At 45.7% G+C, this 23,637-nt stretch carries 23 protein-coding genes; 4 read left to right on the top strand and 19 right to left on the bottom strand.

From position 1 onward, the window contains the following. Nucleotides 1–282: 282 nt before the first annotated feature. Genes hemG through RH46_RS09770 form a run of 3 tightly spaced genes read right to left on the bottom strand, consistent with a single transcriptional unit; the run spans nt 283 to nt 2,947 of the window. Nucleotides 283–810 (bottom strand): menaquinone-dependent protoporphyrinogen IX dehydrogenase, encoded by a 528-nt coding sequence (gene hemG, locus RH46_RS09780; protein WP_006879273.1) that lies wholly within the window; start codon nt 808–810, stop codon nt 283–285. A 9-nt stretch (nt 811–819) separates the two neighbouring features. After that, nucleotides 820–2,277: a TrkH family potassium uptake protein gene (locus RH46_RS09775; protein WP_006879272.1), complete on the bottom strand. Its 1,458-nt coding sequence runs from the start codon at nt 2,275–2,277 to the stop codon at nt 820–822. Between the two features lie 46 nt (nt 2,278–2,323). Then, complete coding sequence (locus tag RH46_RS09770; RefSeq protein WP_006879271.1) at nt 2,324–2,947, bottom strand: YigZ family protein; 624 nt, start codon at nt 2,945–2,947, stop codon at nt 2,324–2,326. Nucleotides 2,948–3,218: 271 nt separating this feature from the next. Here RH46_RS09770 and fadB point away from each other — a divergent pair, with 271 nt between their 5' ends. Next, nucleotides 3,219–5,390, top strand: coding sequence for a fatty acid oxidation complex subunit alpha FadB (fadB, locus tag RH46_RS09765; RefSeq protein ID WP_006879270.1), 2,172 nt, complete (start codon nt 3,219–3,221; stop codon nt 5,388–5,390). Nucleotides 5,391–5,404: 14 nt separating this feature from the next. Then, nucleotides 5,405–6,580 carry an acetyl-CoA C-acyltransferase FadA gene (gene fadA, locus RH46_RS09760; RefSeq protein ID WP_006879269.1) on the top strand — a complete coding sequence of 392 codons (1,176 nt, stop codon included), beginning with the start codon at nt 5,405–5,407 and terminating at the stop codon, nt 6,578–6,580. Nucleotides 6,581–6,632: 52 nt separating this feature from the next. Here fadA and punR read toward each other — a convergent pair whose 3' ends face one another. Then, complete coding sequence (gene punR, locus RH46_RS09755) at nt 6,633–7,535, bottom strand: DNA-binding transcriptional activator PunR (RefSeq protein WP_006879268.1); 903 nt, start codon at nt 7,533–7,535, stop codon at nt 6,633–6,635. Between the two features lie 154 nt (nt 7,536–7,689). On the opposite strand from punR, the gene punC reads away from it, so the two are divergent. Continuing rightward, nucleotides 7,690–8,889: a purine nucleoside transporter PunC gene (gene punC, locus RH46_RS09750; RefSeq protein WP_006879266.1), complete on the top strand. Its 1,200-nt coding sequence runs from the start codon at nt 7,690–7,692 to the stop codon at nt 8,887–8,889. Nucleotides 8,890–8,937: 48 nt separating this feature from the next. Here the strand turns inward: punC and RH46_RS09745 are convergent, their stop codons facing one another. Next, nucleotides 8,938–9,714, bottom strand: a complete 777-nt coding sequence (locus RH46_RS09745) for a transporter substrate-binding domain-containing protein (protein ID WP_006879265.1) — start codon at nt 9,712–9,714, stop codon at nt 8,938–8,940. A 93-nt stretch (nt 9,715–9,807) separates the two neighbouring features. On the opposite strand from RH46_RS09745, the gene RH46_RS09740 reads away from it, so the two are divergent. Beyond that, nucleotides 9,808–10,548 carry an amino acid ABC transporter permease gene (locus RH46_RS09740; protein WP_006879264.1) on the top strand — a complete coding sequence of 247 codons (741 nt, stop codon included), beginning with the start codon at nt 9,808–9,810 and terminating at the stop codon, nt 10,546–10,548. A 59-nt stretch (nt 10,549–10,607) separates the two neighbouring features. Here the strand turns inward: RH46_RS09740 and glmU are convergent, their stop codons facing one another. From glmU to mnmG, 14 genes are all read right to left on the bottom strand, one after another. After that, a complete protein-coding gene (gene glmU / locus RH46_RS09735) occupies nt 10,608–11,969 on the bottom strand; it encodes a bifunctional UDP-N-acetylglucosamine diphosphorylase/glucosamine-1-phosphate N-acetyltransferase GlmU (protein WP_006879262.1) in 1,362 nt (453 codons plus the stop codon). A 152-nt stretch (nt 11,970–12,121) separates the two neighbouring features. Next, the gene (locus RH46_RS09730) at nt 12,122–12,544 is read right to left on the bottom strand and encodes a F0F1 ATP synthase subunit epsilon (RefSeq protein ID WP_006879261.1); all 423 of its coding nucleotides are present in this window, start codon (nt 12,542–12,544) and stop codon (nt 12,122–12,124) included. 18 nt (nt 12,545–12,562) lie between these two features. Further along, complete coding sequence (gene atpD / locus RH46_RS09725) at nt 12,563–13,966, bottom strand: F0F1 ATP synthase subunit beta (RefSeq protein WP_006879260.1); 1,404 nt, start codon at nt 13,964–13,966, stop codon at nt 12,563–12,565. A 35-nt stretch (nt 13,967–14,001) separates the two neighbouring features. Continuing rightward, the gene (gene atpG / locus RH46_RS09720) at nt 14,002–14,868 is read right to left on the bottom strand and encodes a F0F1 ATP synthase subunit gamma (RefSeq protein WP_006879259.1); all 867 of its coding nucleotides are present in this window, start codon (nt 14,866–14,868) and stop codon (nt 14,002–14,004) included. A gap of 43 nt (nt 14,869–14,911) precedes the next feature. After that, a complete protein-coding gene (gene atpA, locus RH46_RS09715) occupies nt 14,912–16,453 on the bottom strand; it encodes a F0F1 ATP synthase subunit alpha (RefSeq protein WP_006879258.1) in 1,542 nt (513 codons plus the stop codon). Between the two features lie 13 nt (nt 16,454–16,466). Beyond that, nucleotides 16,467–17,000 (bottom strand): F0F1 ATP synthase subunit delta, encoded by a 534-nt coding sequence (atpH, locus tag RH46_RS09710; RefSeq protein WP_006879257.1) that lies wholly within the window; start codon nt 16,998–17,000, stop codon nt 16,467–16,469. Nucleotides 17,001–17,014: 14 nt separating this feature from the next. After that, the gene (gene atpF / locus RH46_RS09705) at nt 17,015–17,485 is read right to left on the bottom strand and encodes a F0F1 ATP synthase subunit B (RefSeq protein WP_040895569.1); all 471 of its coding nucleotides are present in this window, start codon (nt 17,483–17,485) and stop codon (nt 17,015–17,017) included. A 72-nt stretch (nt 17,486–17,557) separates the two neighbouring features. Further along, the gene (gene atpE / locus RH46_RS09700; RefSeq protein WP_002540812.1) at nt 17,558–17,812 is read right to left on the bottom strand and encodes a F0F1 ATP synthase subunit C; all 255 of its coding nucleotides are present in this window, start codon (nt 17,810–17,812) and stop codon (nt 17,558–17,560) included. Between the two features lie 59 nt (nt 17,813–17,871). Continuing rightward, on the bottom strand, nt 17,872–18,684 hold the full coding sequence (atpB, locus tag RH46_RS09695) for a F0F1 ATP synthase subunit A (RefSeq protein WP_006879253.1): 813 nt from the start codon (nt 18,682–18,684) through the stop codon (nt 17,872–17,874). A gap of 8 nt (nt 18,685–18,692) precedes the next feature. Further along, a complete protein-coding gene (locus RH46_RS09690; RefSeq protein WP_006879252.1) occupies nt 18,693–19,082 on the bottom strand; it encodes a F0F1 ATP synthase subunit I in 390 nt (129 codons plus the stop codon). Between the two features lie 187 nt (nt 19,083–19,269). Continuing rightward, the gene (locus RH46_RS09685) at nt 19,270–20,151 is read right to left on the bottom strand and encodes a ParB/RepB/Spo0J family partition protein (RefSeq protein WP_006879251.1); all 882 of its coding nucleotides are present in this window, start codon (nt 20,149–20,151) and stop codon (nt 19,270–19,272) included. Between the two features lie 24 nt (nt 20,152–20,175). Further along, nucleotides 20,176–20,949: a ParA family protein gene (locus RH46_RS09680; protein ID WP_006879250.1), complete on the bottom strand. Its 774-nt coding sequence runs from the start codon at nt 20,947–20,949 to the stop codon at nt 20,176–20,178. A 14-nt stretch (nt 20,950–20,963) separates the two neighbouring features. Continuing rightward, complete coding sequence (rsmG, locus tag RH46_RS09675) at nt 20,964–21,596, bottom strand: 16S rRNA (guanine(527)-N(7))-methyltransferase RsmG (RefSeq protein WP_006879249.1); 633 nt, start codon at nt 21,594–21,596, stop codon at nt 20,964–20,966. Beyond that, the gene (gene mnmG, locus RH46_RS09670; RefSeq protein WP_006879247.1) at nt 21,596–23,491 is read right to left on the bottom strand and encodes a tRNA uridine-5-carboxymethylaminomethyl(34) synthesis enzyme MnmG; all 1,896 of its coding nucleotides are present in this window, start codon (nt 23,489–23,491) and stop codon (nt 21,596–21,598) included. Before mnmG ends, rsmG begins: the two co-directional genes overlap by 1 nt. Between the last annotated feature and the right edge of the window lie 146 nt (nt 23,492–23,637).

The raw sequence follows: 23,637 nt of genomic DNA, 5'->3' as shown, positions 1-23,637 counted from the left end.
TTCCGACTGAGCTTCGAACTACGCGCTCCGCTCAAATCGGACGGCCATTTTAGCGAGATAAAGTTTAGTGTCAACCACTTTTTTCAAACTTTTTTCAAGCGTTTCCGCTTGGCTAATTGACCTTGCTAACTGGGCTTTCGTTTCTTTCGAACCGTTCCCGTGTCAGCGAGGGGGCATTATAGAGATCGGCAGAAACTTGGCAACCCCTTTTTTGTGTTTTTTCTTACTTTTTTGTTGTTCGATTAAATTTCGATCTAAAAGTGCTAAAAAATGCCCTTTTCTTTACATATCTTTAAACTTATTGGCAAAGAGAGTGACTTTTTCCCAGTTAGTGTACTCGACTTCCTTACTGGTATCGGTCTCTCCGCCCGTCATACTCATAATGAATTTAATCATGGTTCTGTCAAACCAGTTGTAACGCGGATAGTAGAGAGCACCAGCGAACACACCAATTAACTCAGGTTGCCACGGTGACTTTTTAAGAAACGTCTTTATATAAGCACTACCTTCAGGCGTATCTTTACCCTGGTCTTCTTTTCTAGCGGTCAGGTTGACACAAAAGAAAGCGGCTTTGCTGGTTTGAAGAGCCTTTAAGTTTCTTTGAATAAACTGATATAGCTTCTTATTAAGGTGACCATATCTAATAGAGGCACCAACCAGCACACGTTCATACTTTTCGAAATCAATGTCATCTATAGTATGAAGGTCGACAAAATCACAATCATAACCATCAAGCTGTCCATCGATGTGTTGGAAGATTTTCTTAGTTTGACCTTCACGTGTTGAGTAAAGGAATAATGCTTTGGCCACATTGTCTCCTTAGCTACGCCAGAATGTCGGCGTAAGTAAAATTAATAAAGTAAAGATTTCTAGTCGTCCAAATAGCATGGATACGATCAGTACCCATTTTGCTTTGTCATTAACGTCGCCAAAGTGCAGCGCGACTTCACCAAGACCCGGACCTAAGTTATTCAATGTTGCTGCTACGGCAGAAAACGCACTAAGTTCATCCATACCGGTTGCAATCAGTCCTAGCATACAAACAACAAACACCAACGCATATGCTGAGAAGAACCCCCATACAGCATCAACGACTCGTTGTGGTAGTGCACTACCGCCGACCTTGATGGTGTAAACAGCGCGCGGGTGAACCAAACGCTTAAGCTCACGAACACCCTGTAGTGTTAGCAACAGGATACGGATAACCTTCATACCACCGCCTGTAGAACCTGCACAACCACCAATAAAGGAAGAGAAAAGTAGTAGAACAGGTAAAAACAGTGGCCAGTCTGCAAATCCAGTTGTTGTAAATCCCGCAGTAGTAGAAATAGAAACGGTCTGAAACAACGCCTGATCAAAAGCGTCATAAATCGAACCATATGAGTGATGGTTCAACAAAATTAAGAAGCAGACGATAAACAGCAATATCTGAATAAAGACAAAGGCTCTGAACTCAGGATCTTTCCAGTAGTATTTTGGATGCACGCCACCAGATGCAAATGCAGCGAAGTGAAGTGAGTAGTTACATGCGGAGATAAGCAAGAACACTACCGTGATCATGTTAATCGCATAACTATTAAAGTGCCCCATACTTGCGTCGTGGGTAGAGAAGCCACCAATCGCGATAGTAGAGAAGCTATGCCCAATTGCATCAAATGGTGTCATACCGGCAAACCAGAACGCGACAGCACAAGCAATCGTCAAGCTAAGGTAGATATACCATAGCGCCTTGGCTGTTTCAGCGATTCTTGGGGTCATCTTAGAGTCTTTGACCGGACCTGGGATCTCAGCTCGATATAGCTGCATACCACCGATACCCAGCACAGGTAGGATGGCTACTGCCAATACGATTATCCCCATGCCACCAAACCATTGTAGGAACTGACGATAGAACAGTATCGCTTTAGGTAACTCGTCTAAACCAACAATAACCGTTGCACCAGTCGTCGTCAGTGCTGAGAAGGATTCAAAGAAGGCATCAGTGACTGAAACGTTAGGGTTGTCTGCAATCAAGAACGGTATGGAACCCGCGCTCCCTAGTACCGTCCAGAACAAAACAACGATCAGGAAGCCATCCCTAGCCTTTAACTCATGTTTATGATGGCGATTAGGGAACCAGCAAACAGCACCACAAAACAACAGTACAAAGAAGGTGGTAACAAAAGGCACACCTGCACCATCGCGATAGATCAGAGCGACTAACGCCGGAGCGAGCATAGTGATGCTGAAGAGGGCGAGCAGAAGCCCTACGATGCGAATAATTGATCGAAATTGCATGAATAGACTGATTTATGAAGCGTAGCTTCCGACTTCCTGATTATCTTTATAGTTTGTCCAAGGGTGTTATCTGCACCTTGGCAGCGCTTTTATTTATGATGGTCTGAGTAAAGTCAGCGACCTGACGGACTTCTATCTCTACAACCATTTTAACCGACTCGCTGTAGTCTGCACTCACCTCTTGTGCTCCGAATTGAGGCAAGAGTGATTGCGCAATCGGCATAAACCCATAGTCTAACTCTAGTAATAGCTCTGTGGTTATTTTTTTCTCAATTGTTTGAAGCAACTTGAGAGCTTGCTGCACTCCGCCTCCATAAGCTTTAACCAGTCCACCTGTACCAAGCTTTATTCCCCCGGAGTAACGTGTTACCACAGCTGTGATTTCACCAACCCCAGAACCAGACAATTGCGCAAGTATTGGTTTCCCTGCAGTGCCTGAAGGTTCTCCATCATCACTAAAACCCCACTTCATGGAGTCTTCCGGACGACCCGCAACAAAACCCCAGCAATTATGTCGCGCATCTGCGTGCTTGGCTTTTATCTGCTCAACAAACGCTTTCGCTGCTTCAATCGAAGGGGTATGTGCGAGATAAGTGATAAAGACGCTTTTTTTAATTTCTTCTTCAAAACTAGCAGCTTGTGCAGGGATCAGATATGGCTGGTCATTCATGTTGTCAGTTCAATTGGGATTGTCCGGTCAGTGTAGCATGAGAGCTATTTTAACGTCGCCTAAGATATGTACGAGCGCACAATGTTAAACACTTGTTTAAAAAATGTGTTGAATTTAACCAAAGGCAAGTCCAAACTAAAACAACTGGTCTAACCAGAATAAAAATAAAACCACTTTCCTTTATAGCAGCTCACGTCAACGACACCCAAAGGTGTTATCTGTTTGAGATGCTATACACGCAATCCAAGATTGTATGTCATGGAGATAGACAATGATTTACCAAGCCAAAAACCTACAGGTAAAGGAATTACAAGATGGAATCGCTGAACTGAGCTTCTGTGCACCAGCGTCTGTCAATAAGCTCGACCTTGCCACTCTTGAATCACTTGATAAAGCTTTAGATGCCTTATACGCGCATAGCTCTCTAAAAGGTCTACTACTGACCTCAGATAAAGATGCGTTTATAGTTGGCGCAGATATCACTGAGTTTTTAGGCCTGTTTGCCAAGCCCGAAGCTGAACTCGACCAGTGGCTACAATTTGCCAATAGCATCTTTAACAAACTTGAAGATTTACCTGTACCTACGCTATCTGTACTGAAAGGCCATACTCTAGGTGGCGGATGTGAGTGTGTACTCGCTACAGATATGCGTATTGGTGATAAAACCACCAGCATCGGTCTGCCTGAAACAAAACTCGGAATCATGCCTGGTTTTGGCGGCTGTGTTCGTTTACCACGAGTGATTGGTGCGGATAGTGCAATGGAAGTCATTACTCAAGGTAAAGCTTGCCGTGCAGATGAAGCACTGAAAATTGGCCTGCTAGATGCCATTGTCGAAACAGACGCTCTTTACGAATCTGCGATTACTACGCTTACTCAAGCTATAAACGAAAAGCTAGATTGGAAAGAGCGCCGTAAACAAAAAACGTCTTCTCTATCACTAAGCAAACTCGAAGCAATGATGAGCTTCACTATGGCGAAAGGTTTGGTTGCGCAAAAAGCAGGACCACACTACCCAGCGCCAATGACTGCGGTTAAAACAATAGAAGAAGGTGCCCGATTCGCTCGTAACGAAGCACTAGATATTGAACGCGGATACTTTGTAAAACTGGCAAAATCAGAGGAAGCGAAGTCTTTAGTTGGCTTATTCCTCAACGACCAGTACATCAAAGGTATCGCTAAAAAAGCGGCTAAGTCAGCAAGCAAAGATACACAACGTGCGGCGGTTCTGGGCGCAGGCATCATGGGTGGCGGTATTGCTTACCAGTCGGCACTGAAAGGCGTGCCTGTACTAATGAAAGACATCGCTCAGCCATCACTTGATTTAGGGATGACTGAGGCCTCTAAGCTATTAAACAAACGCCTGTCTCGTGGCCGCATCGACGGTTTCAAGATGGCTGGTATTCTGGCGTCGATAACTCCTAGCCTACACTACGCAGGTATCGAGAACTCCGATGTTATTGTTGAAGCTGTCGTTGAAAACCCAAAAGTGAAAGCTGCAGTACTTAGCGAAGTAGAATCTCACGTTAGTGAAGATACCGTTATCACTTCAAATACTTCAACGATTCCAATCAACCTGCTCGCGAAGTCACTTAAGCGTCCAGAAAACTTCTGTGGTATGCACTTCTTCAACCCGGTTCACAGAATGCCATTAGTTGAGATCATCCGCGGTGAGCACACCTCTGATGAAACCATCAACCGAGTAGTCGCTTACGCCGCTAAGATGGGCAAATCTCCAATTGTTGTTAATGACTGCCCAGGGTTCTTTGTAAACCGCGTTCTATTCCCGTATTTCGGAGGCTTTAGCAAGCTTCTTAGCGATGGTGCTGATTTCACTAAGATTGACAAGATCATGGAGCGTAAGTTTGGCTGGCCAATGGGCCCTGCATACCTACTTGATGTGGTTGGTATTGATACAGCTCATCATGCTCAAGCGGTTATGGCGCAAGGTTTCCCTGAAAGAATGGGTAAATCTGAACGTGACGCGATTGATGCACTGTTCGAAGCAGATAAATACGGTCAGAAGAATGGCAGCGGTTTCTACAGCTACAGTGTAGATAAACGCGGTAAGCCGAAGAAAACCTTCAGTGACGAGATCTTACCTGTTCTTGCTGACGTATGCAGCGCACCAGGCGAGTTCGATGAGCAAACCATTATTGAACGTATGATGGTTCCAATGATCAACGAAGTCGTACTGTGTTTACAAGAGAATATCATTGCTTCACCACAAGAAGCAGATATGGCATTAGTTTACGGACTAGGCTTCCCTCCTTTCCGTGGTGGCGTATTCCGCTACTTAGACAGCATCGGCATTGCTGAGTTTGTCGAAATGACCAAGAAGTACGCTGATCTGGGTGCTATGTATCAGGCTCCTCAGCTACTTATCGATATGGCAGCTAAGGGTGAAACCTTCTACGGCACTCAACAGCAAGGTTCAATCTAAGGAGAGATTCACAAATGTCTATGCATAAAAGAAATGTTGTTATTGTAGATTGTCTACGTACTCCAATGGGTCGCTCTAAAGGTGGTGCTTTCCGTCATACTCGAGCTGAAGATCTTTCTGCACATCTAATGAAAGGTATTCTGGCACGTAACCCTCAGGTTAACCCGAGCGAAATTGAAGATATCTACTGGGGCTGTGTACAGCAGACTCTTGAGCAAGGTTTTAACGTTGCTCGTAATGCCGCTCTGCTTGCTGGCCTGCCTATTGAAATTGGCGCTGTTACGGTAAACCGCCTGTGTGGTTCATCAATGCAAGCACTGCATGATGGCACACGCGCAATCATGACTGGTGATGCGGAAATCTGTTTAATCGGTGGTGTGGAGCATATGGGTCATGTACCAATGAACCATGGTGTCGACTTCCACCCAGGCATGTCTAAGAACGTAGCTAAAGCTGCAGGTATGATGGGCTTAACAGCAGAAATGCTTGGTAAGCTACATGGTATTAGCCGCGAACAGCAAGATGAGTTTGCTGCGCGTTCACACGCTCGCGCACATGCTGCGACAGTAGAAGGTCGTTTTAAGAACGAAATTCTGCCAACTGAAGGTCATGCTGCTGACGGTACTCTGTTTACTCTTGACCATGATGAAGTCATTCGCCCTGAAACATCTGTCGAAGGCCTGTCCCAGCTTCGCCCGGTGTTCGATCCTGCTAACGGCACAGTGACAGCGGGTACTTCTTCTGCTCTTTCAGATGGTGCTTCAGCGATGCTGATCATGAGTGAAGAGAAAGCTAACGAGTTAGGCTTAACTATCCGTGCTCGCATTAAAGGTATGGCGATTGCGGGTTGCGATCCATCTATCATGGGTTACGGTCCAGTACCTGCGACCCAGAAAGCCCTGAAGCGCGCTGGTCTTTCTATCGAAGATATGGATGTGGTTGAACTTAATGAAGCTTTTGCAGCCCAATCACTGCCATGTGCGAAAGATCTGGGTCTGCTAGATGTAATGGACGAGAAAGTTAACCTCAACGGCGGTGCTATTGCTCTAGGCCACCCACTTGGTTGTTCAGGTTCTCGTATCTCAACGACACTGATTAACCTGATGGAAGCCAAAGACGCCAAGTACGGTCTGGCGACTATGTGTATCGGTCTGGGTCAGGGGATCGCTACCGTATTTGAGCGTCCGTAATACAAGCTTAAAAGATCGAAAACGCCAGCATTAGCTGGCGTTTTTTATTTGATCAATACTTCAGCCAGTCTTGATGCAACTGGTTCGAAGATCCTAAGTAATCAATCATCCATTGGATCAGTTTATGGTTATCATCTTTGCGCCATACCAGACAACACTGACTAAGTGGTTTTTCATCAGGCAATGTCTTCTCCACCAGCACACCATCATGAATCAATGGCATCGCAATATGTCGAGGCATATAACCAACACCAACCCCGTTTTTCAAACATTCGATAGCGCTGTACCAGTTTGGCAGCAACAGTCGGCGCTGTTTAGGATAGTGACCAGTATGACGCTTCGGTAGCACACTGGAGGTATCATCGAGACAAATCGCCGGAAACTGACTAACAAACTCTTCGGAAAGGTACTGTTCCCTGACACATGGATGCGCTGGAGACATAACAAACGCCCAATCAAGAACGCCCATATCCCTGACTTCAAAGTCACCGCCAACCGGTATTGCGGAAGTTGCACCAATCACAATATCTGCACGCTCTTGAGCAATCGCCTCCCACGAGCCATTAAATACTTCCATATTTATTTGTAGCTCAGCGAACTCGAATTCTTGATAGAAGCTTTCGACCAAGGGCTTGAGCTTATCGAGTTTAACAACATTATCTAAGGTCAATTTGAGCGTTGACTGCCAGCCATGAGCTACGCGACGCGTTTGAGACTGAATTTCTGCCATCTGCCTGAGAAGCATACGAGCCTCAGCAATAAACAGCTCTCCCGCTGGAGTCAGCTCTACTTTTCTCGGTAAGCGGCGAAACAGCACAACATCCAACTCCTGCTCTACCTGGCGAACGCCATAGCTAATTGCAGAGGGCACCTTGTGCAATACCTCTGCAGCCGCAGTAAAACTCCCTAAGCGGGCAACCGTATCCAGCATCTCCAACGAGGACTTTGAGTACATAATGTACAACCTTTCAATTTTTTTGATTGATAACTAACAATTTTAGCGTTTTATTTCCAACAAATCGAAAAATAGAATGGCAACGCAAACAAATCAGGGTTGGCGCCAACTGATACTGAGTAATTAATGATTAAATAATTTGATTGGAATAATCATGAAAATTTCAAAACTACAACTATTCTACCTTGCAGCCCTGTCTATGCTTGGCTTTGTTGCCACTGACATGTATTTGCCAGCTTTCAAAACGATGGAAGCTGATTTTGCTACTGGCCCCGAACAGATCGCACTCTCTTTAACGGTATTCCTTTCGGGTATGGCTATCGGCCAGCTTTTATGGGGTCTGGCTTCTGATAAATTTGGTCACCGCAATACACTAGCCGCTGGTCTGGTCATCTTTACCCTGGCCTCACTAGGTTTAGCATTTAGCGATCAAGTATGGCAATTGCTGACCTTACGCTTTGTACAGGCTATTGGTGTTTGTGCTCCTGCTGTTATCTGGCAGGCAATGGTTATCAAGCGTTACTCAAGCAGTAGCCAACAGATCTTTGCCACAATCATGCCTTTAGTTGCGCTGTCTCCAGCTCTGGCGCCTCAGTTAGGCGTTCTGCTTGCGGATAGCTTTGGCTGGCACAGTATCTTTTTCACTCTGACTGCGGTTGGTGTTGTTCTGGTTGCTGCGACAATGATGCAGCGCAACGAGCAAGTTGAAGCTAAGCAAACCAGCGTTTCTAGCGATATCAAAGCACTGCTGGGCTCAAAAACGTATCTGGGCAACGTGTTTATGTTTGCTACGGCTTCGGCAGCATTCTTTGCTTACCTGACCGGTATGCCAGAAATCATGGCTCAGCTAGGTTATGAAGCAAAAGATATCGGTCTGAGCTTTATTCCACAAACAATCGCCTTTATGGCTGGTGGTTACCTTGGCAAAGTCGGTGTGAAAAAATTTGGTGATGAGAAAGTACTTCGCCAGCTAATTGGCTTGTTTAGTGTCGCCTCTCTGCTGATTTTTATCGCTTCACAATGGCAACTGAGCTCAATCTGGCCAATTCTGGCGCCATTCTGTTTGATTGCTGTCGCTAACGGTGCACTTTACCCAATCGTAGTAAACCGTGCACTAGCCAGTGCAAAACAGAGCCCTGCAACTGCAGCGGGTCTGCAGAACAGTGTCCAAATTTGTGTGAGCAGCCTATCAAGTGCTCTGGTTGCTGCGATGGCAAGTCAGGCTCAGTTCGTAACAGGTATTGCCATCATCATCTGTATGGGTGGTTTGTGGGCAGGTTATATCATTTCTAACCGTGAACTGTCTCAGCACTTTACCACTCCAGACAATGCACGCGTTGTCAGTGACGAATAATCGATAATAAAAAGAGCCGCTCTATGCGGCTCTTTTTATAGTAAGTAATTACAAACTCTTCAGGCCCCACTTTTCGGCGGTGCGCTTAAAGAAGCCTTGCGTTTTCTTCAGTTCAACCCAGTGGTTCAGGTAGTTAATCCACACTTGGTCATCTTGCGGTAACAGCATCGCAATTGGTGTAGGTTTACGTGGTTCTTTAACCGGAACAATAGCCAGTTGTTTAAATTTCTCCACCAGCGTTGCCGCTTCTACGTTTGAGGTAACAGAGACATCAGCACGGCGAGCGAGCAACTCTTGAAAGTCTCGAGCTGGCGCTTCAATGACAATATGTTGTGCCGATGGGAAGAATTCTTTAACCATCTTCTCTTGAACTGTACCCAAAGTCGCTGCAACTTTAACTTCAGCCTTATCGAAATCCCCCCAGTCAGAGAACTTTGCTAAATCCTTTTTCTGCACCACAGGAACAAAAGCCAGATAAAAATAAGGCTGGCTGTAACCTGCAACTTTAGCACGCGACATATTCAGCGAAGCACTACCAGTAATGTCATACTTGTTGGCCGTGATACCGTTAACCAGAGTCTTCCAGTCAGTGGCAACGTATTCGACTTCTACACCTAAATCTTTAGCCAGTTCAGTGGTGACATCGATATCAAAACCACGATAGCTGTTCGTAGCTGGATCCTTCATCGTCATTGGGTTCCAATCGCCTGTCGTTCCGACACGCAAGACACCTTTATCAAGAATATCGTGCAGTCGGCTTGTTTCAGCCATAGCCTGACCAACAGACAGTAAGCACATTCCAAGTGCTAAGATATATTTCTTCATTCTATAAATCCCTAAAGTAGTTACGCTTAATGTCGATTCATTTGATAACATAGCAGCAACAAAGGAATTTTATTAGTCAATACAAGGTGTAATGTGACTTCTCGTTATTTATCGATTATTTCCGTCCTGCTCCTGACTGGCTGCTCCGATTATCAATGGGGCTGGTATGTATTAGATCCCACTACTGAACAAGGCCAAACCAACCTTAAATTCTTAGTCGCTGGATTTAGTGACACGATACAGGTTTCTCTGCTGAGTATGGTATTAGCCATGACTCTGGGCTTTATAGTTTCTTTGCCAGCTCTATCACCACTAAAACCTCTGAGAGCGATTAATCGTATCTATGTTGAGTCAATCCGCTCAATTCCGGTCTTAGTCCTGCTGCTTTGGGTGTACTACGGAATGCCAACCTTACTGGATGTGAGCTTGAATCATTTCTGGGCAGGTGTGATTGCGTTGACGATTGCAGAAAGTGCTTTTATGGCAGAAGTTTTTCGAGGTGGGATCCAGGCGATTAACCGTGGGCAACATGAAGCGGCGGAAGCACTTGGTTTAAACTATTGGCAGAAAATGCGTTTAGTGATTCTTCCTCAGGCATTTCGACAAATCCTACCGCCTCTTGGCAACCAGTTCGTCTACATTCTTAAGATGAGCTCGCTAGTCAGTGTCATCGGGCTGAGTGACTTAACCCGCCGAGCCAATGAGCTGGTGGTTAATGAGTACTTACCTTTAGAGATTTATACTTTCCTTGTGCTTGAGTATTTGGTGTTGATATTGATTGTCTCCCAAGCAGTACGCTGGCTAGAAAAGCGTATTGAAGTTCCGAGTCACTAGTCACCTGAATGCAAAAAAGCCGCTATCAAATAGCGGCTTTTTATATTCTGTTAGTTAGGTTATTTTTGCTTAACCGGACGTTGCCAACCAGATATTTTGCGCTCTTTCGCGCGAGTGATGACTAACTCACCTTCAGCAACATCTTTGGTCAACGTGGTACCTGCGCCAACTGTAGCGCCATCAGCAATCGTTACTGGTGCCACCAGCTGACAATCAGAGCCAACAAACACATCGTTACCAATCACAGTTTTAAACTTGTTAGCACCGTCGTAGTTACACGTGATCACGCCAGCACCTACATTCGTACGCTGACCAATTTCTGCATCACCCAGATAAGTAAGATGGTTCGCTTTAGAGCCTTCACCAATACGAGCATTCTTAACTTCGACAAAGTTACCGACGTGAGCATCGTTACGCAGTTCTGCACCAGGACGAAGACGAGTGAATGGACCAACAGTACACTCTTCACCAACTGTCGCACCTTCAATCACACTGTAAGGGCGAACAATCGTATTGTCGTCAATTTCACAGTCTTTAAGTACACAGCCAGTACCAATTACTACGTTATCACCCAGCGATACATTGCCTTCGATAATAACGTTAGCGTCAATTTCACAGTCCATACCACACTGAAGCTCACCGCGCAGGTCGAATCGTGCTGGATCACGTAGCATTACGCCCTGCTCTAGTAGCTTTTGTGCCTGCATCGACTGGAAAGCACGCTCTAGACGAGCTAGCTGAGCACGGTCGTTAACGCCTTCTACTTCAATTGGGTTTACCGGATGAACAGCTTCTACCGCACGACCTTCATCGTGAGCCGCTGCGATTACATCCGTTAAGTAGTATTCACCCTGAGCGTTATTGTTATTCAGACCAGACAACCAACGCTTAAGATCACCGCCAGTAGCAACCATTACACCAGTGTTAATCTCTTTTATCAGCTTCTGCTCTTCAGTCGCATCTTTCTGCTCAACGATGGCAACAACAGGGCCATTGCGACGCACGATACGGCCATAACCCATTGGATTATCAAGCACGACGGTTAACAGCGCGATACCGCCTGTTGGCTGTGCATCCAGCAGGCTTTCAATGGTCTCTTCTGAGATAAGAGGTACATCACCGTAAAGAACCAGGATCTTTTCATCATCTTCAAATTGTGGTGATGCCTGATCAACTGCGTGTCCAGTACCTAGCTGATCCGCCTGCAGAACCCAGTTTACCGTTTCACCGGCAAGCTCAGCTTGCATTTGATCGCCACCATGACCATAGACTAAATGAATGTTTTGCGCGCCTAAGCCGTTACAAGTATCGATAACATGCTTAACCATTGGTTTGCCCGCTAGCGTATGCAGCACTTTTGGCTTATTAGAATACATGCGAGTGCCTTTACCCGCCGCGAGAATGACCGCGCTAAATTTCATTGAGTTACCTATTGGACGTTGTTCTAAATCTGAGGGGTATTTTAGACACTAATCTTAGATTAGTTAATTGATTAGGAAAAATTTCCGTTAAAAAATAAGCAAAAAGGCGGTCTTACGACCGCCTTTATCACTTATCAAAACAACGTTGTTGATTAACGACGCTGTTTTGTCAGCTCGATAACTCGTAGCTGAGCAATGGCTTTAGCCAGTTCACTGGCCGCTTGAGCGAAGTCCATATCGCCATGCTGATTCTGGATATTCTCCTCAGCACGACGTTTAGCTTCCTCTGCCTTCGCTGCGTCTAGTTCTTCACCACGGATAGCGGTATCAGCCAGTACAGTCGCTGTACCAGGCTGAACTTCTACCATACCACCAGAAACATAAATAATTTCTTCGTGGCCGTGCTGCTTAACAATACGCACCATACCAGGCTTAATAGCGGTCAGCAGCGGCGTGTGGCCATGGAAAATACCAAGCTCACCTTCGCTACCGGTCACCTGAAACGTTTCAACAAGGCCAGAAAAGATTTTCTTTTCAGCGCTTACTACGTCTAGGTGAAAGGTTATTGCTGCCATATCGCCTCCTAGTTAGCCTTATAGCTTCTTAGCATTCTCGATAGCATCGTCGATAGTACCGCAGTACATGAACGCTTGCTCTGGAATGTCATCGTAATCACCAGCTAGAAGACCTTTGAAGCCACGTAGAGTCTCTTTAAGAGGTACGTAAACACCTGGGTCGCCAGTAAATACTTCCGCTACGTGGTAAGGCTGAGTTAGGAAACGCTCAATCTTACGTGCACGAGATACAACTTGCTTATCTTCTTCAGATAGCTCGTCCATACCTAGAATCGCGATGATGTCTTTCAGCTCTTTATAACGCTGAAGTGTCTGCTGAACGCCACGAGCTGTGTCGTAGTGCTCTTGACCTACTACTAGAGGGTCAAGCTGACGAGACGTCGAATCTAGTGGGTCGATCGCTGGGTATAGACCCATTGCAGCGATGTTACGGTTAAGTACAACCGTTGCATCTAAGTGCGCGAACGTTGTTGCTGGAGACGGGTCAGTCAAGTCATCCGCAGGTACGTATACCGCCTGTACAGACGTGATAGAACCTTGCTTAGTTGACGTGATACGCTCCTGTAGAACACCCATCTCTTCTGCTAGTGTAGGCTGGTAACCTACCGCAGAAGGCATACGGCCTAGAAGTGCTGATACTTCTGTACCTGCTAGCGTGTAACGGTAGATGTTATCAACGAACAGTAGAACGTCACGACCTTCGTCACGGAAACGCTCTGCCATTGTTAGACCAGTCAGTGCAACACGAAGACGGTTGCCTGGTGGCTCGTTCATCTGACCGTAAACCATCGCTACTTTCGATTCTTCTGGCTTCTCTACGTTTACAACGCCAGCTTCCTGCATTTCGAAGTAGAAGTCGTTACCCTCACGAGTACGCTCACCTACACCTGCGAATACAGAAAGACCAGAGTGTTGTAGTGCGATGTTGTTGATAAGTTCCATCATGTTAACGGTCTTACCTACACCTGCACCACCGAATAGACCGATTTTACCACCCTTAGCGAATGGACAAACCAGGTCGATTACTTTAACGCCAGTTTCTAGTAGAGCAGTTTCGTTAGATTGCTCTTCGTAGCTTGGTGCTTCACGGTGAATAGAGTAAGTCTCTTCTGCACCGATCTCACCACACTCATCAATCGCATCACCAAGTACGTTCATGATACGACCAAGGGTCTTAGTACCTACTGGTACTGAAATTGGAGCGCCAGTATTTACAACTTCAACTCCACGACGTAAACCATCAGAGCTACCCATTACGATACAACGAACTACGCCACCGCCTAGCTGTTGCTGAACTTCAAGAACTAGACGCTCTTTTGAGTCCGTAACGTTTAGAGCGTCATATACACTAGGTACTTCGCTCTGTGGGAACTCTACGTCGACTACCGCACCGATGATCTGTACGATCTTACCTGTAGCCATCGTTAATCCTCTAAACTATTTCGTTTTACCTAAGCTTAAACCGCTGCAGCACCTGAAACGATTTCCGACAGTTCTTGTGTAATCGCAGCCTGACGGGCTTTGTTGTACACAAGTTCTAAGTCTTCAATCAGGTTGCTGGCGTTATCCGTTGCAGCTTTCATCGCAATCATTCGAGCCGCTTGCTCACAAGCAAGGTTCTCAACTACACCCTGGTAAACCTGAGACTCTACATAACGCACTAGAAGTGTATCTAGTAGAGGTTTTGGTTCAGGCTCATAGATGTAATCCCATGAATGCTCACGCTGCATCTCTTCGCTATCTGATTTAGGCAAAGGTAGCAATTGATCGATCGTTGGTTCTTGAACCATGGTGTTCACAAATTTGTTGAACACTACATACAGACGGTCCAATTCACCTTCATCGTATTTCTTCAGCATTACGCTTACAGAACCGATAAGGTCTTCTAGGCTTGGGTGGTCACCCAGACCAGAAACCTGAGCAGCTACTTTCGCGCCACTGTTGTTGAAAAATGCTGTTGCTTTAGAACCAACGACTGCTAGTTCAACCTCAGCACCTTTCTGTTTCCAAGCCTGCATGTCTGTTACAGCTTTTTTGAACACGTTGATGTTCAAGCCGCCACACAGGCCACGGTCTGTAGAAACGATGATGTAACCAACTCGCTTAGCTTCACGCTCTTCTAGGTACGGATGACGGTACTCTAGGTTCGCGTTTGCCACGTGACCGATCACTTTACGCATTGTTTCAGCGTATGGACGAGAAGCTTCCATTGCATCTTGAGAACGACGCATTTTTGAAGCTGCTACCATTTCCATCGCTTTCGTAATTTTCTGTGTGCTTTTAACACTACCGATTTTATTACGTATCTCTTTTGCGCCGGCCATCGTTACTCTCCATTAGTTGGTGGCAGAGACTGCCACCGACCTATTACCAAGTTTGGGTTGCTACGAAGTCGTCCGTCAGCTTCTTAAGCTGCGCTTCAACTTCATCGTTGTATGCACCCGTCTTGTCGATCTCAGCTGCAAATTCAGCGTATTGACCGCGAGCGTACGATAGTAGAGCCGCTTCGAAATCTAGCAGTTTGCTTAGTTCAACATCTGCTAAATAGCCGCGCTCTGCCGCAAAGATAACTAGTGCTTGGTCAAATACAGACATTGGAGCGTACTGCTTCTGCTTCATTAGTTCTGTAACTTTTTGACCGTGGTCTAGCTGTTTCTTTGTCGCGTCATCAAGGTCAGAAGAGAACTGTGCGAATGCCGCTAGTTCACGGTACTGAGCTAGTGCAGTACGGATACCGCCAGATAGCTTCTTGATGATTTTCGTTTGCGCTGAACCACCTACACGAGATACTGAGATACCTGGGTCAACAGCTGGACGTACACCCGCGTTGAATAGCTCAGTTTGTAGGAAGATCTGACCATCGGTAATCGAGATTACGTTAGTCGGTACGAATGCTGAAACGTCACCTGCTTGAGTTTCGATGATAGGAAGAGCAGTTAGAGAACCAGTCTTACCTTTCACTTCACCGTTAGTGAATTTTTCTACGTACTCTTCACTTACTCGAGCAGCACGCTCTAGTAGACGTGAGTGTAAGTAGAATACATCACCTGGGAATGCCTCACGGCCTGGTGGACGTTTTAGTAGTAGAGAGATCTGACGGTAAGCTACTGCTTGCTTAGATAGATCATCATAAACAATCAGTGCGTCTTCACCGCGATCGCGGAAGTATTCACCCATCGCACAACCTGCGTATGGCGCTAGGTATTGTAGCGCTGCAGATTCAGAAGCTGATGCAACAACAACGATAGTGTTAGCTAGCGCGCCGTGCTCTTCTAGTTTGCGAACTACGTTAGCGATAGTCGATGCTTTCTGACCGATTGCTACGTAGATTGAGAAAATACCAGAGTCTTTCTGGTTGATAATCGCATCGATCGCCATCGCTGTTTTACCAGTCTGACGGTCACCGATTACTAGCTCACGCTGACCACGACCGATTGGGATCATTGAGTCAACAGATTTGTAACCAGTTTGCACAGGTTGGTCTACCGATTTACGGTCGATTACACCTGGTGCGATTACTTCTACAGGCGAAGTCAGTTTCGCTTCGATTGGACCTTTACCATCAATTGGCTCACCTAGCGTGTTTACAACACGACCAAGCATTTCAGGACCAACTGGTACTTCAAGAATACGACCAGTACCTGTAACTTTCATGCCTTCCTTAAGGTCAGCATATGGGCCCATTACTACCGCACCAACCGAGTCACGCTCAAGGTTAAGTGCTAGTGCATAACGGCCACCCGGTAATTCAATCATTTCACCTTGCATCACGTCCGCTAGGCCGTGAATGCGGATGATACCATCGCTTACCGATACGATAGTACCTTCGTTGCGAGCTTCACTAACAACTTCGAATGACTCGATACGTTGTTTGATTAGATCGCTAATTTCCGTGGAATTAAGTTGCATGCTCCAATCCCCATTAAGACTGCAATGCATCGCTCAGGCGGTTCAAACGACCACGCGCTGAATCATCGATGACTAAGTCTCCGGCTCGAATTATAACCCCACCAAGTAGGGTCTCATCTACACTGCAATTCAGCTTTACTTTGCGCTCAAGGCGCTGCTCAAGTTTGCTGCCGATATTTGCAAGCTGTTCATCAGAAAGTTCTGTTGCTGAAGTAACTTCAACATCGATCTCTTTCTCATGCTCTTGTTTAAGAGCGAAGAACTGTTCACATACATCAGGAAGGGTCGTTAGACGACCATTCTCAGCCATAACCTTTAAAAGGTTTTGGCCATGCGCATCAACTTGATCGCCGCAAACTGCAACAAACACTTCAGCTAGTTTCTCAGCTGAAACAGAACCCGTTAAAAGTTCTTTCATTTGCTCGTTTTTGGCAACTTCAGCAGCAAAAGACAACATTTGACCCCATTGGTCTAGTTGGCCTTTATCTACCGCAAAGTCGAAGGCTGCTTTAGCATAGGGGCGTGCGATTGTAGTCAAATCAGACATATGCGCCCCCAGACTTAAAGTTTTGCAGTAATGTTGTCGAGAATATCTTTTTGCGCATCTTTATCGATAGAACGCTCAAGGATTTTCTCAGCACCAGCTACAGCCAGAGTTGCAACTTGTTTGCGCAGTTCATCACGCGCACGGTTGCGTTCGGCTTCAAGTTCTGCTTCTGCTTGAGTAAGGATTTTCTGACGTTCAGTCTGAGCTTCCTCACGAGCTTCATCTAGAATTTGAGCTTTACGCTTGTTCGCTTGCTCGATGATCTCAGTTGCTGTGCGCTTCGCTTCTTTCAACTGATCAGAAGCGTTTGCTTGTGCTAGATCCAAGTCTTTTGCAGCACGTTCAGCTGCTTGTAGACCGTCAGCAATTTTCTTCTGACGTTCTTCAATCGCTTGCATCAACGGTGGCCATACATACTTCATGCAGAACCACACAAATAGTGCAAACGAGATTGCTTGACCTAGCAGAGTTGCGTTCATATTCACAACAGCTACCCCTTCTATTCGGACTTAGTGTTAATCAATGACAAACCGAAGTTTGCCCACAGTTAAAAGTGATTAACCTAGTTGACCAACGAATGGGTTCGCGAAAGTGAATAGAAGTGCGATTACGATACCGATCATTGGAACCGCATCAAGTAGACCAGCGATGATGAACATCTTAACTTGTAGCATAGGAGCCATTTCTGGTTGACGTGCAGCACCTTCAAGGAATTTACCACCTAGAAGTGCGAAACCAATCGCTGTACCAAGAGAAGCAAGACCGACGATAATACCTACGGCGATTGCAGAAAAGCTCAGTAAAGTTTCCATTACTATCTCCAATTTATAGTTGTTGGCTAGTGCCCAAATAAAAAGCTTTAAAAATAAAATTAATGATCACTGTCTTCGTGTGCCATTGACAGGTAAACAATTGTCAACATCATGAACACGAAAGCCTGAATCGTAATAACCAAGATATGGAAGATTGCCCACGGTAGTGAACCCATCCATTGTAAGTACCATGGTAGCATTGCCGCACAAAGAATGAATACAACCTCACCTGCGAACATGTTACCGAATAGACGCATACCAAGTGATAGAGGTTTCGCTAGTAGCGATACAACTTCAATCAGTAGGTTAAACGGAATCATCACTGGGTGATTAAATGGATGTAAAGCAAGTTCTTTTGCGAATCCACCTAGACCTTTCACTTTGATGCTGTAGTAAATCATCAGAGCAAAAACGCCTAGAGCCATAGCCATGGTGATATTAACATCAGCTGACGGTACAACCTTAAGGTAAGGAATACCAAGCCAATGCTCTGCTGGGTAAGGTAAGAAGTCGATCGGAACTAAGTCCATCACGTTCATCAAAAATACCCAACAAAAGATAGTCAGTGCTAAAGGCGCGATCAGTGGGTTGCGTCCATGGAACGTGTCTTTGACGTTTTCCGCGACAAATTCAACGATCATTTCAACAAAACACTGAAGCTTACCCGGTACACCCGCTGTAGTTCTCTTCGCTACTTTGTAAAAAATTCCTAAGAAAATTAAACCAGTAAACCAAGAAAAAAACAGGCTATCGATATGTACGTTCCAGAAACTTGCTTCATCCGCTACCAAGCCTAACTTAGCTAAAGAAAGGTTTGATAAGTGGTGGGCAATGTATCCGGATGACGTTAGCGCTTCACCTGGCGCAGCCATAACTCATCCTATTTTTTGTTGTTAATGAATAGCACTGGCGCACAGATATTAATACCTAGAGCCAGCAAATAGGTTAGCTTAAGGGGAACAAGTTCCACCTGCATATACATGTAGGCAACGGTAAAAAGAACTACCGTTATGAGGATTTTTAGTACTTCACCAGTGTAGAAAGAGGCCGCGATGCGCTTTGCAGCACGAGCTCCACTAAACATAAAAGCACACAGCGCAAAAACCGTATTCGCAATGACAAAAATGCCACCACCAATCAGCGCCGAAAGTCCCCATTCAGCATTCACAGCAACCGCCATTCCTGCTGCCAATAGTGTAACCGCGCTAAGCTGGATCATTAACAATTGCTTTGCAAGCTCTCGTCCTGGTCTAGCTAACGCAGCTACCATGTATTCGTACCTCTAGTAAAATCCACAGCTTAACTACCTCAGGGCTGGGAAATTGGCGAAAATTATACGGTGAGCCGAACTGATTGCAATTAAAACACCGCAAAAAGTTACAATTTTGTTTACAAACCGACAACTTTCGCACAAAAATTCGTTTTTTACATATATTGACTGAGATCAATTATCTCATTTAGCTTTCGAGCTTGGCAATTAGTTGCTCTAATTTGTGAGGTTCATCAAGACTAATCGTCACTTTCGACTTCCCGTTGCTACCTCTCACAATTGCCACTTTGCCACCAAGCATTTCACTCAATTTTTGTGACATTTGTTGTGCCTCAGCGTCTTGGGGCTCAGTTTTTGCCTCAGGCTCTGGCTGTAAGCACTTTTTAACTAATTGCTCTGTCTGGCGAACCGTCATTTTCTTCTTAGCAACCAGCTGAGCAACTTCAACTTGCTGCTCACCTTCAAGCGCCAATAGGGCTCTAGCATGCCCCATATCGAGCTGATTACCCGATACCAGACTCTTTACGTCACTTTCTAGCTGATTTAGACGTAATAGGTTACTCACCGCAGCACGGGACTTACCGATAACGTCAGCCACCTGCTGGTGGGTAAGACTAAATTCTTCTTGCAAACGATCCAAAGCGATCGCTTCTTCGATAACATTCAGATCTTCGCGCTGAATATTTTCGATCAATGCCATAGCGATCGCTGCACGATCTTCGACATTTTTCACCACACACGGCACTTGCTTTAAGCCCGCCTTGCGCGCTGCGCGCCAACGACGCTCACCTGCAATGATTTCAAACTTATCGTTTTCAACCTGACGCACAACGATAGGTTGGATAATTCCCTGAGATTCGATAGAAGCCGCTAACTCTTCCAACGCTTCAGGCTCCATCTCTTTACGAGGCTGATAAATGCCAGGCTTAAGGCAATTAATGTTTAAATCGGTAAGATTACCATCCGATGACAGTTCTTGACTGTGCAAGGCGCTCTGTTGCTTTTCACGCGCCAGTGAACTGGTTGAAAGCAGGGCATCAAGCCCTTTACCTAAACCACGTTTAGACATGAGACGGAATTCCTTTGGTTGTCGTTATGCAGGGACTTCTTCGCGGCGAAGCATTTCTCCCGCCAAGGCAAGATACGCTTTCGCGCCCGCGGAGTATTTGTCGTAATACATCGCAGGTTTACCATGACTAGGCGCTTCTGCTAAGCGAACATTACGCGGAATAACGGTGCGGTACACCTTGTTGCCAAAGTGCTTTTTAAGTTGATCTGATACTTCGTTAGATAGTCTGTTGCGAGGGTCATACATAGTACGCAATAGCCCCTCAATTTTTAGATTTTCGTTAACAACAGCAGCTAGCTTACTGATCGTATCCATTAGCGCGGTTAAACCTTCAAGTGCAAAATACTCACACTGCATTGGAACCAAAACCGAATCGGCTGCGGCCATAGCGTTGATTGTAAGAAGGTTTAGAGAAGGAGGACAATCGATAAAGATGAAATCATAGTTATCGCGAACTGACTCCAGTGCATGTTTTAAACGCACTTCACGGGCAAAGACTTCCATCAGTTTGATTTCTGCAGCAGTGACATCACCGTTTGCGGCAATCAAATCATAGTTGCCGGAGGTCTTGCGACACACCACTTCATCAAACGGTACGTCTTCAACCAATAATTCATATGCGGTGGCATCGACCTGATATTTGTCGACGCCACTAGCCATAGTGGCGTTACCTTGCGGGTCGAGATCAATCACCAGGACTTTACGCTTGGTTGCAGCCATTGATGCGGCCAGGTTGATACATGTTGTTGTCTTACCAACCCCGCCTTTCTGGTTGGCGATTGCTACAATTTTTCCCACAATGAACCTCGCTTTTATTCCTTGCGCGATAAGATTACTAGATGACGCTCGCCTTCCAATTGAGGAACAGTCAAAGCTTTGATGTCGGTCACAGAACACCACTCAGGTAATTGCTCAATCTCACTCTGTGGTAATTGTCCCTTGAGAGCAAGAAAAAGTCCGCCGTTAGATTTTGGCAGATGATGACACCACTCGACCATGTCCGTCATTGACGCAAATGCTCGGCTTAGTACAGCATCAAACTTATCTTCAGGTAGATACTCTTCAACTCGACTCTGAACCGGCGTCACATTTTCAATCTTAAGTTCGTGAAGAACCTGTTTGATGAATCGAATTCGCTTACCCAAGCTGTCAAGCAACACAAATTGCTTATCAGGATTCATGATCGACAGCGGAATACCAGGTAACCCTGGTCCAGTACCTACGTCGATAAAAGACTCACCCTGTAAGTGAGTGCTAACGACTATGCTATCCATAATGTGTTTCACTAACATCTCTTGCGGATCGCGAACAGAGGTCAGGTTGTAAGCTTTGTTCCACTTGTCGAGCATTTCGACATAGCCAACCAACTGAGAGCGCTGTTGATCGGAAACCTCAAGTGAAGTCTGAGCGATCAATGCATCAAGTTGTGTTCTTAGTTGAGACATTACTCTTCCTCACCTTTTTTCAGCATGCCGTGCTTTTTCAAATGAACCAGCAAAATTGATATTGCTGCCGGAGTAATGCCTGAAATACGCGAAGCAATACCTAAAGTTTCTGGTTTCGCCTCTGATAGCTTAGCCACTACCTCGTTAGACAAACCTTTCACTGCACTGTAGTCCAGCTCAGCAGGCAACTTAGTGTGCTCATGACGAAGAGATTTTTCGATCTCTTCCTGCTGGCGCTTGATGTAACCTTCGTATTTAACCTGGATCTCAACCTGCTCCGCTGCCTGTTGATCTTCCAGTGCAGGGGCAAAGGCTTCCAGCTCTGTTAACTGTGAATAACTGATCTCGGGACGACGAAGAAGATCTTCACCACTTGCTTCACGTGCCATTGGTGTTTTCAGTAGCTGGTTAAGTGCTTCAACGCCATCAGATTTAGGATTCATCCAAATCTCTTTCAAGCGTTGACGCTCAGTTTCCATGTTGTCGATTTTCTGGTTAAAGCGCGCCCAGCGAGCATCATCAATCAGGCCCAACTCACGAGCTTGAGCTGTCAAACGCAAGTCTGCGTTGTCTTCACGTAGCAACAGACGATATTCGGCACGAGATGTAAACATGCGGTACGGCTCTTTAGTACCCATCGTTGACAGGTCATCGATAAGTACGCCCATGTAAGCTTGATCACGACGAGGGCTCCAGCCTTCTTTGTCCTGACTGTACAAACTCGCATTAAGACCAGCCATCAAGCCTTGTGCTGCAGCTTCTTCATAGCCTGTCGTACCATTGATTTGGCCAGCAAAGAACAGACCATTAATAAATTTGGTTTCGTAAGTCTGTTTCAAATCACGCGGATCGAAGAAGTCATACTCGATTGCGTAACCAGGACGAACGATATGGGCATTTTCAAAGCCCTTCATAGAACGAACAATCTGTACCTGAACATCAAATGGTAAGCTGGTAGAGATGCCATTCGGGTATAGCTCATGAGTATCAAGGCCTTCAGGCTCGATAAAGATCTGGTGACTGTTCTTGTCAGCAAAACGCATCACTTTGTCTTCGATAGAAGGACAGTAACGAGGACCAATGCCTTCAATCACGCCTGCATACATAGGGCTACGATCGAGGTTATTGCGGATAACGTCGTGAGTCTGCTCATTGGTATGAGTAATAAAACATGGGATCTGGCGAGGATGCTGAGAACGGTTACCCATAAACGAGAATACCGGAGCAGGGTTATCACCGTGCTGAACCTCTAGCTCAGAAAAATCAACGCTACGTGCATCGATACGTGGAGGCGTACCTGTTTTTAGACGATCGACGCGGAAAGGCATTTCTCGTAAACGATCCGCCAGTGCGATCGATGGAGGATCGCCAGCTCGGCCGCCTGAAGAACTTTCCATACCAATGTGGATCTTACCGCCAAGGAAAGTACCTACTGTGAGCACAACAGCTTTGGCATAAAAGCGCAGACCCATTTGAGTGACGACACCTACCGCTTGATCCTGTTCAACAATCAGATCATCGACTGACTGCTGGAACAAGGTTAGGTTTGGTGTGTTCTCTAAAGCATGACGAACATAAGCTTTGTAAAGAGCTCGGTCAGCCTGTGCACGAGTGGCACGAACGGCAGGACCTTTAGAAGCGTTCAGTGTTCTAAATTGAATACCCGCATGATCGATAGCCTGAGCCATTAAGCCACCCATAGCATCGACTTCTTTCACCAGGTGACCTTTACCGATACCACCAATCGCTGGGTTACATGACATTTGACCAAGCGTATCAATGTTGTGAGTAAGTAAAAGCGTCTTTTGCCCTGTACGAGCAGATGCGAGTGCGGCTTCCGTTCCTGCGTGACCGCCACCAACAACAATGACGTCAAATTTTTCGTGATAAAGCATGAACCGACCTCAGGTATTCAATAGAGAGTTGGACAGATAAAAAAGAGCGTTATTCTACCTTCTTTCACGAAGAGAGAAAATGCTTTTGACGCTTTTCATTCAAAGGAGCAAAGACCTTATATATATAAGATCTATATATATGATCT

Source organism: Vibrio brasiliensis LMG 20546 (assembly GCF_000189255.1).
Lineage (GTDB): Bacteria > Pseudomonadota > Gammaproteobacteria > Enterobacterales > Vibrionaceae > Vibrio > Vibrio brasiliensis.
Note: the sequence above shows the minus strand (reverse complement) of the source record. Positions and strands in the feature narration are given on the sequence as shown.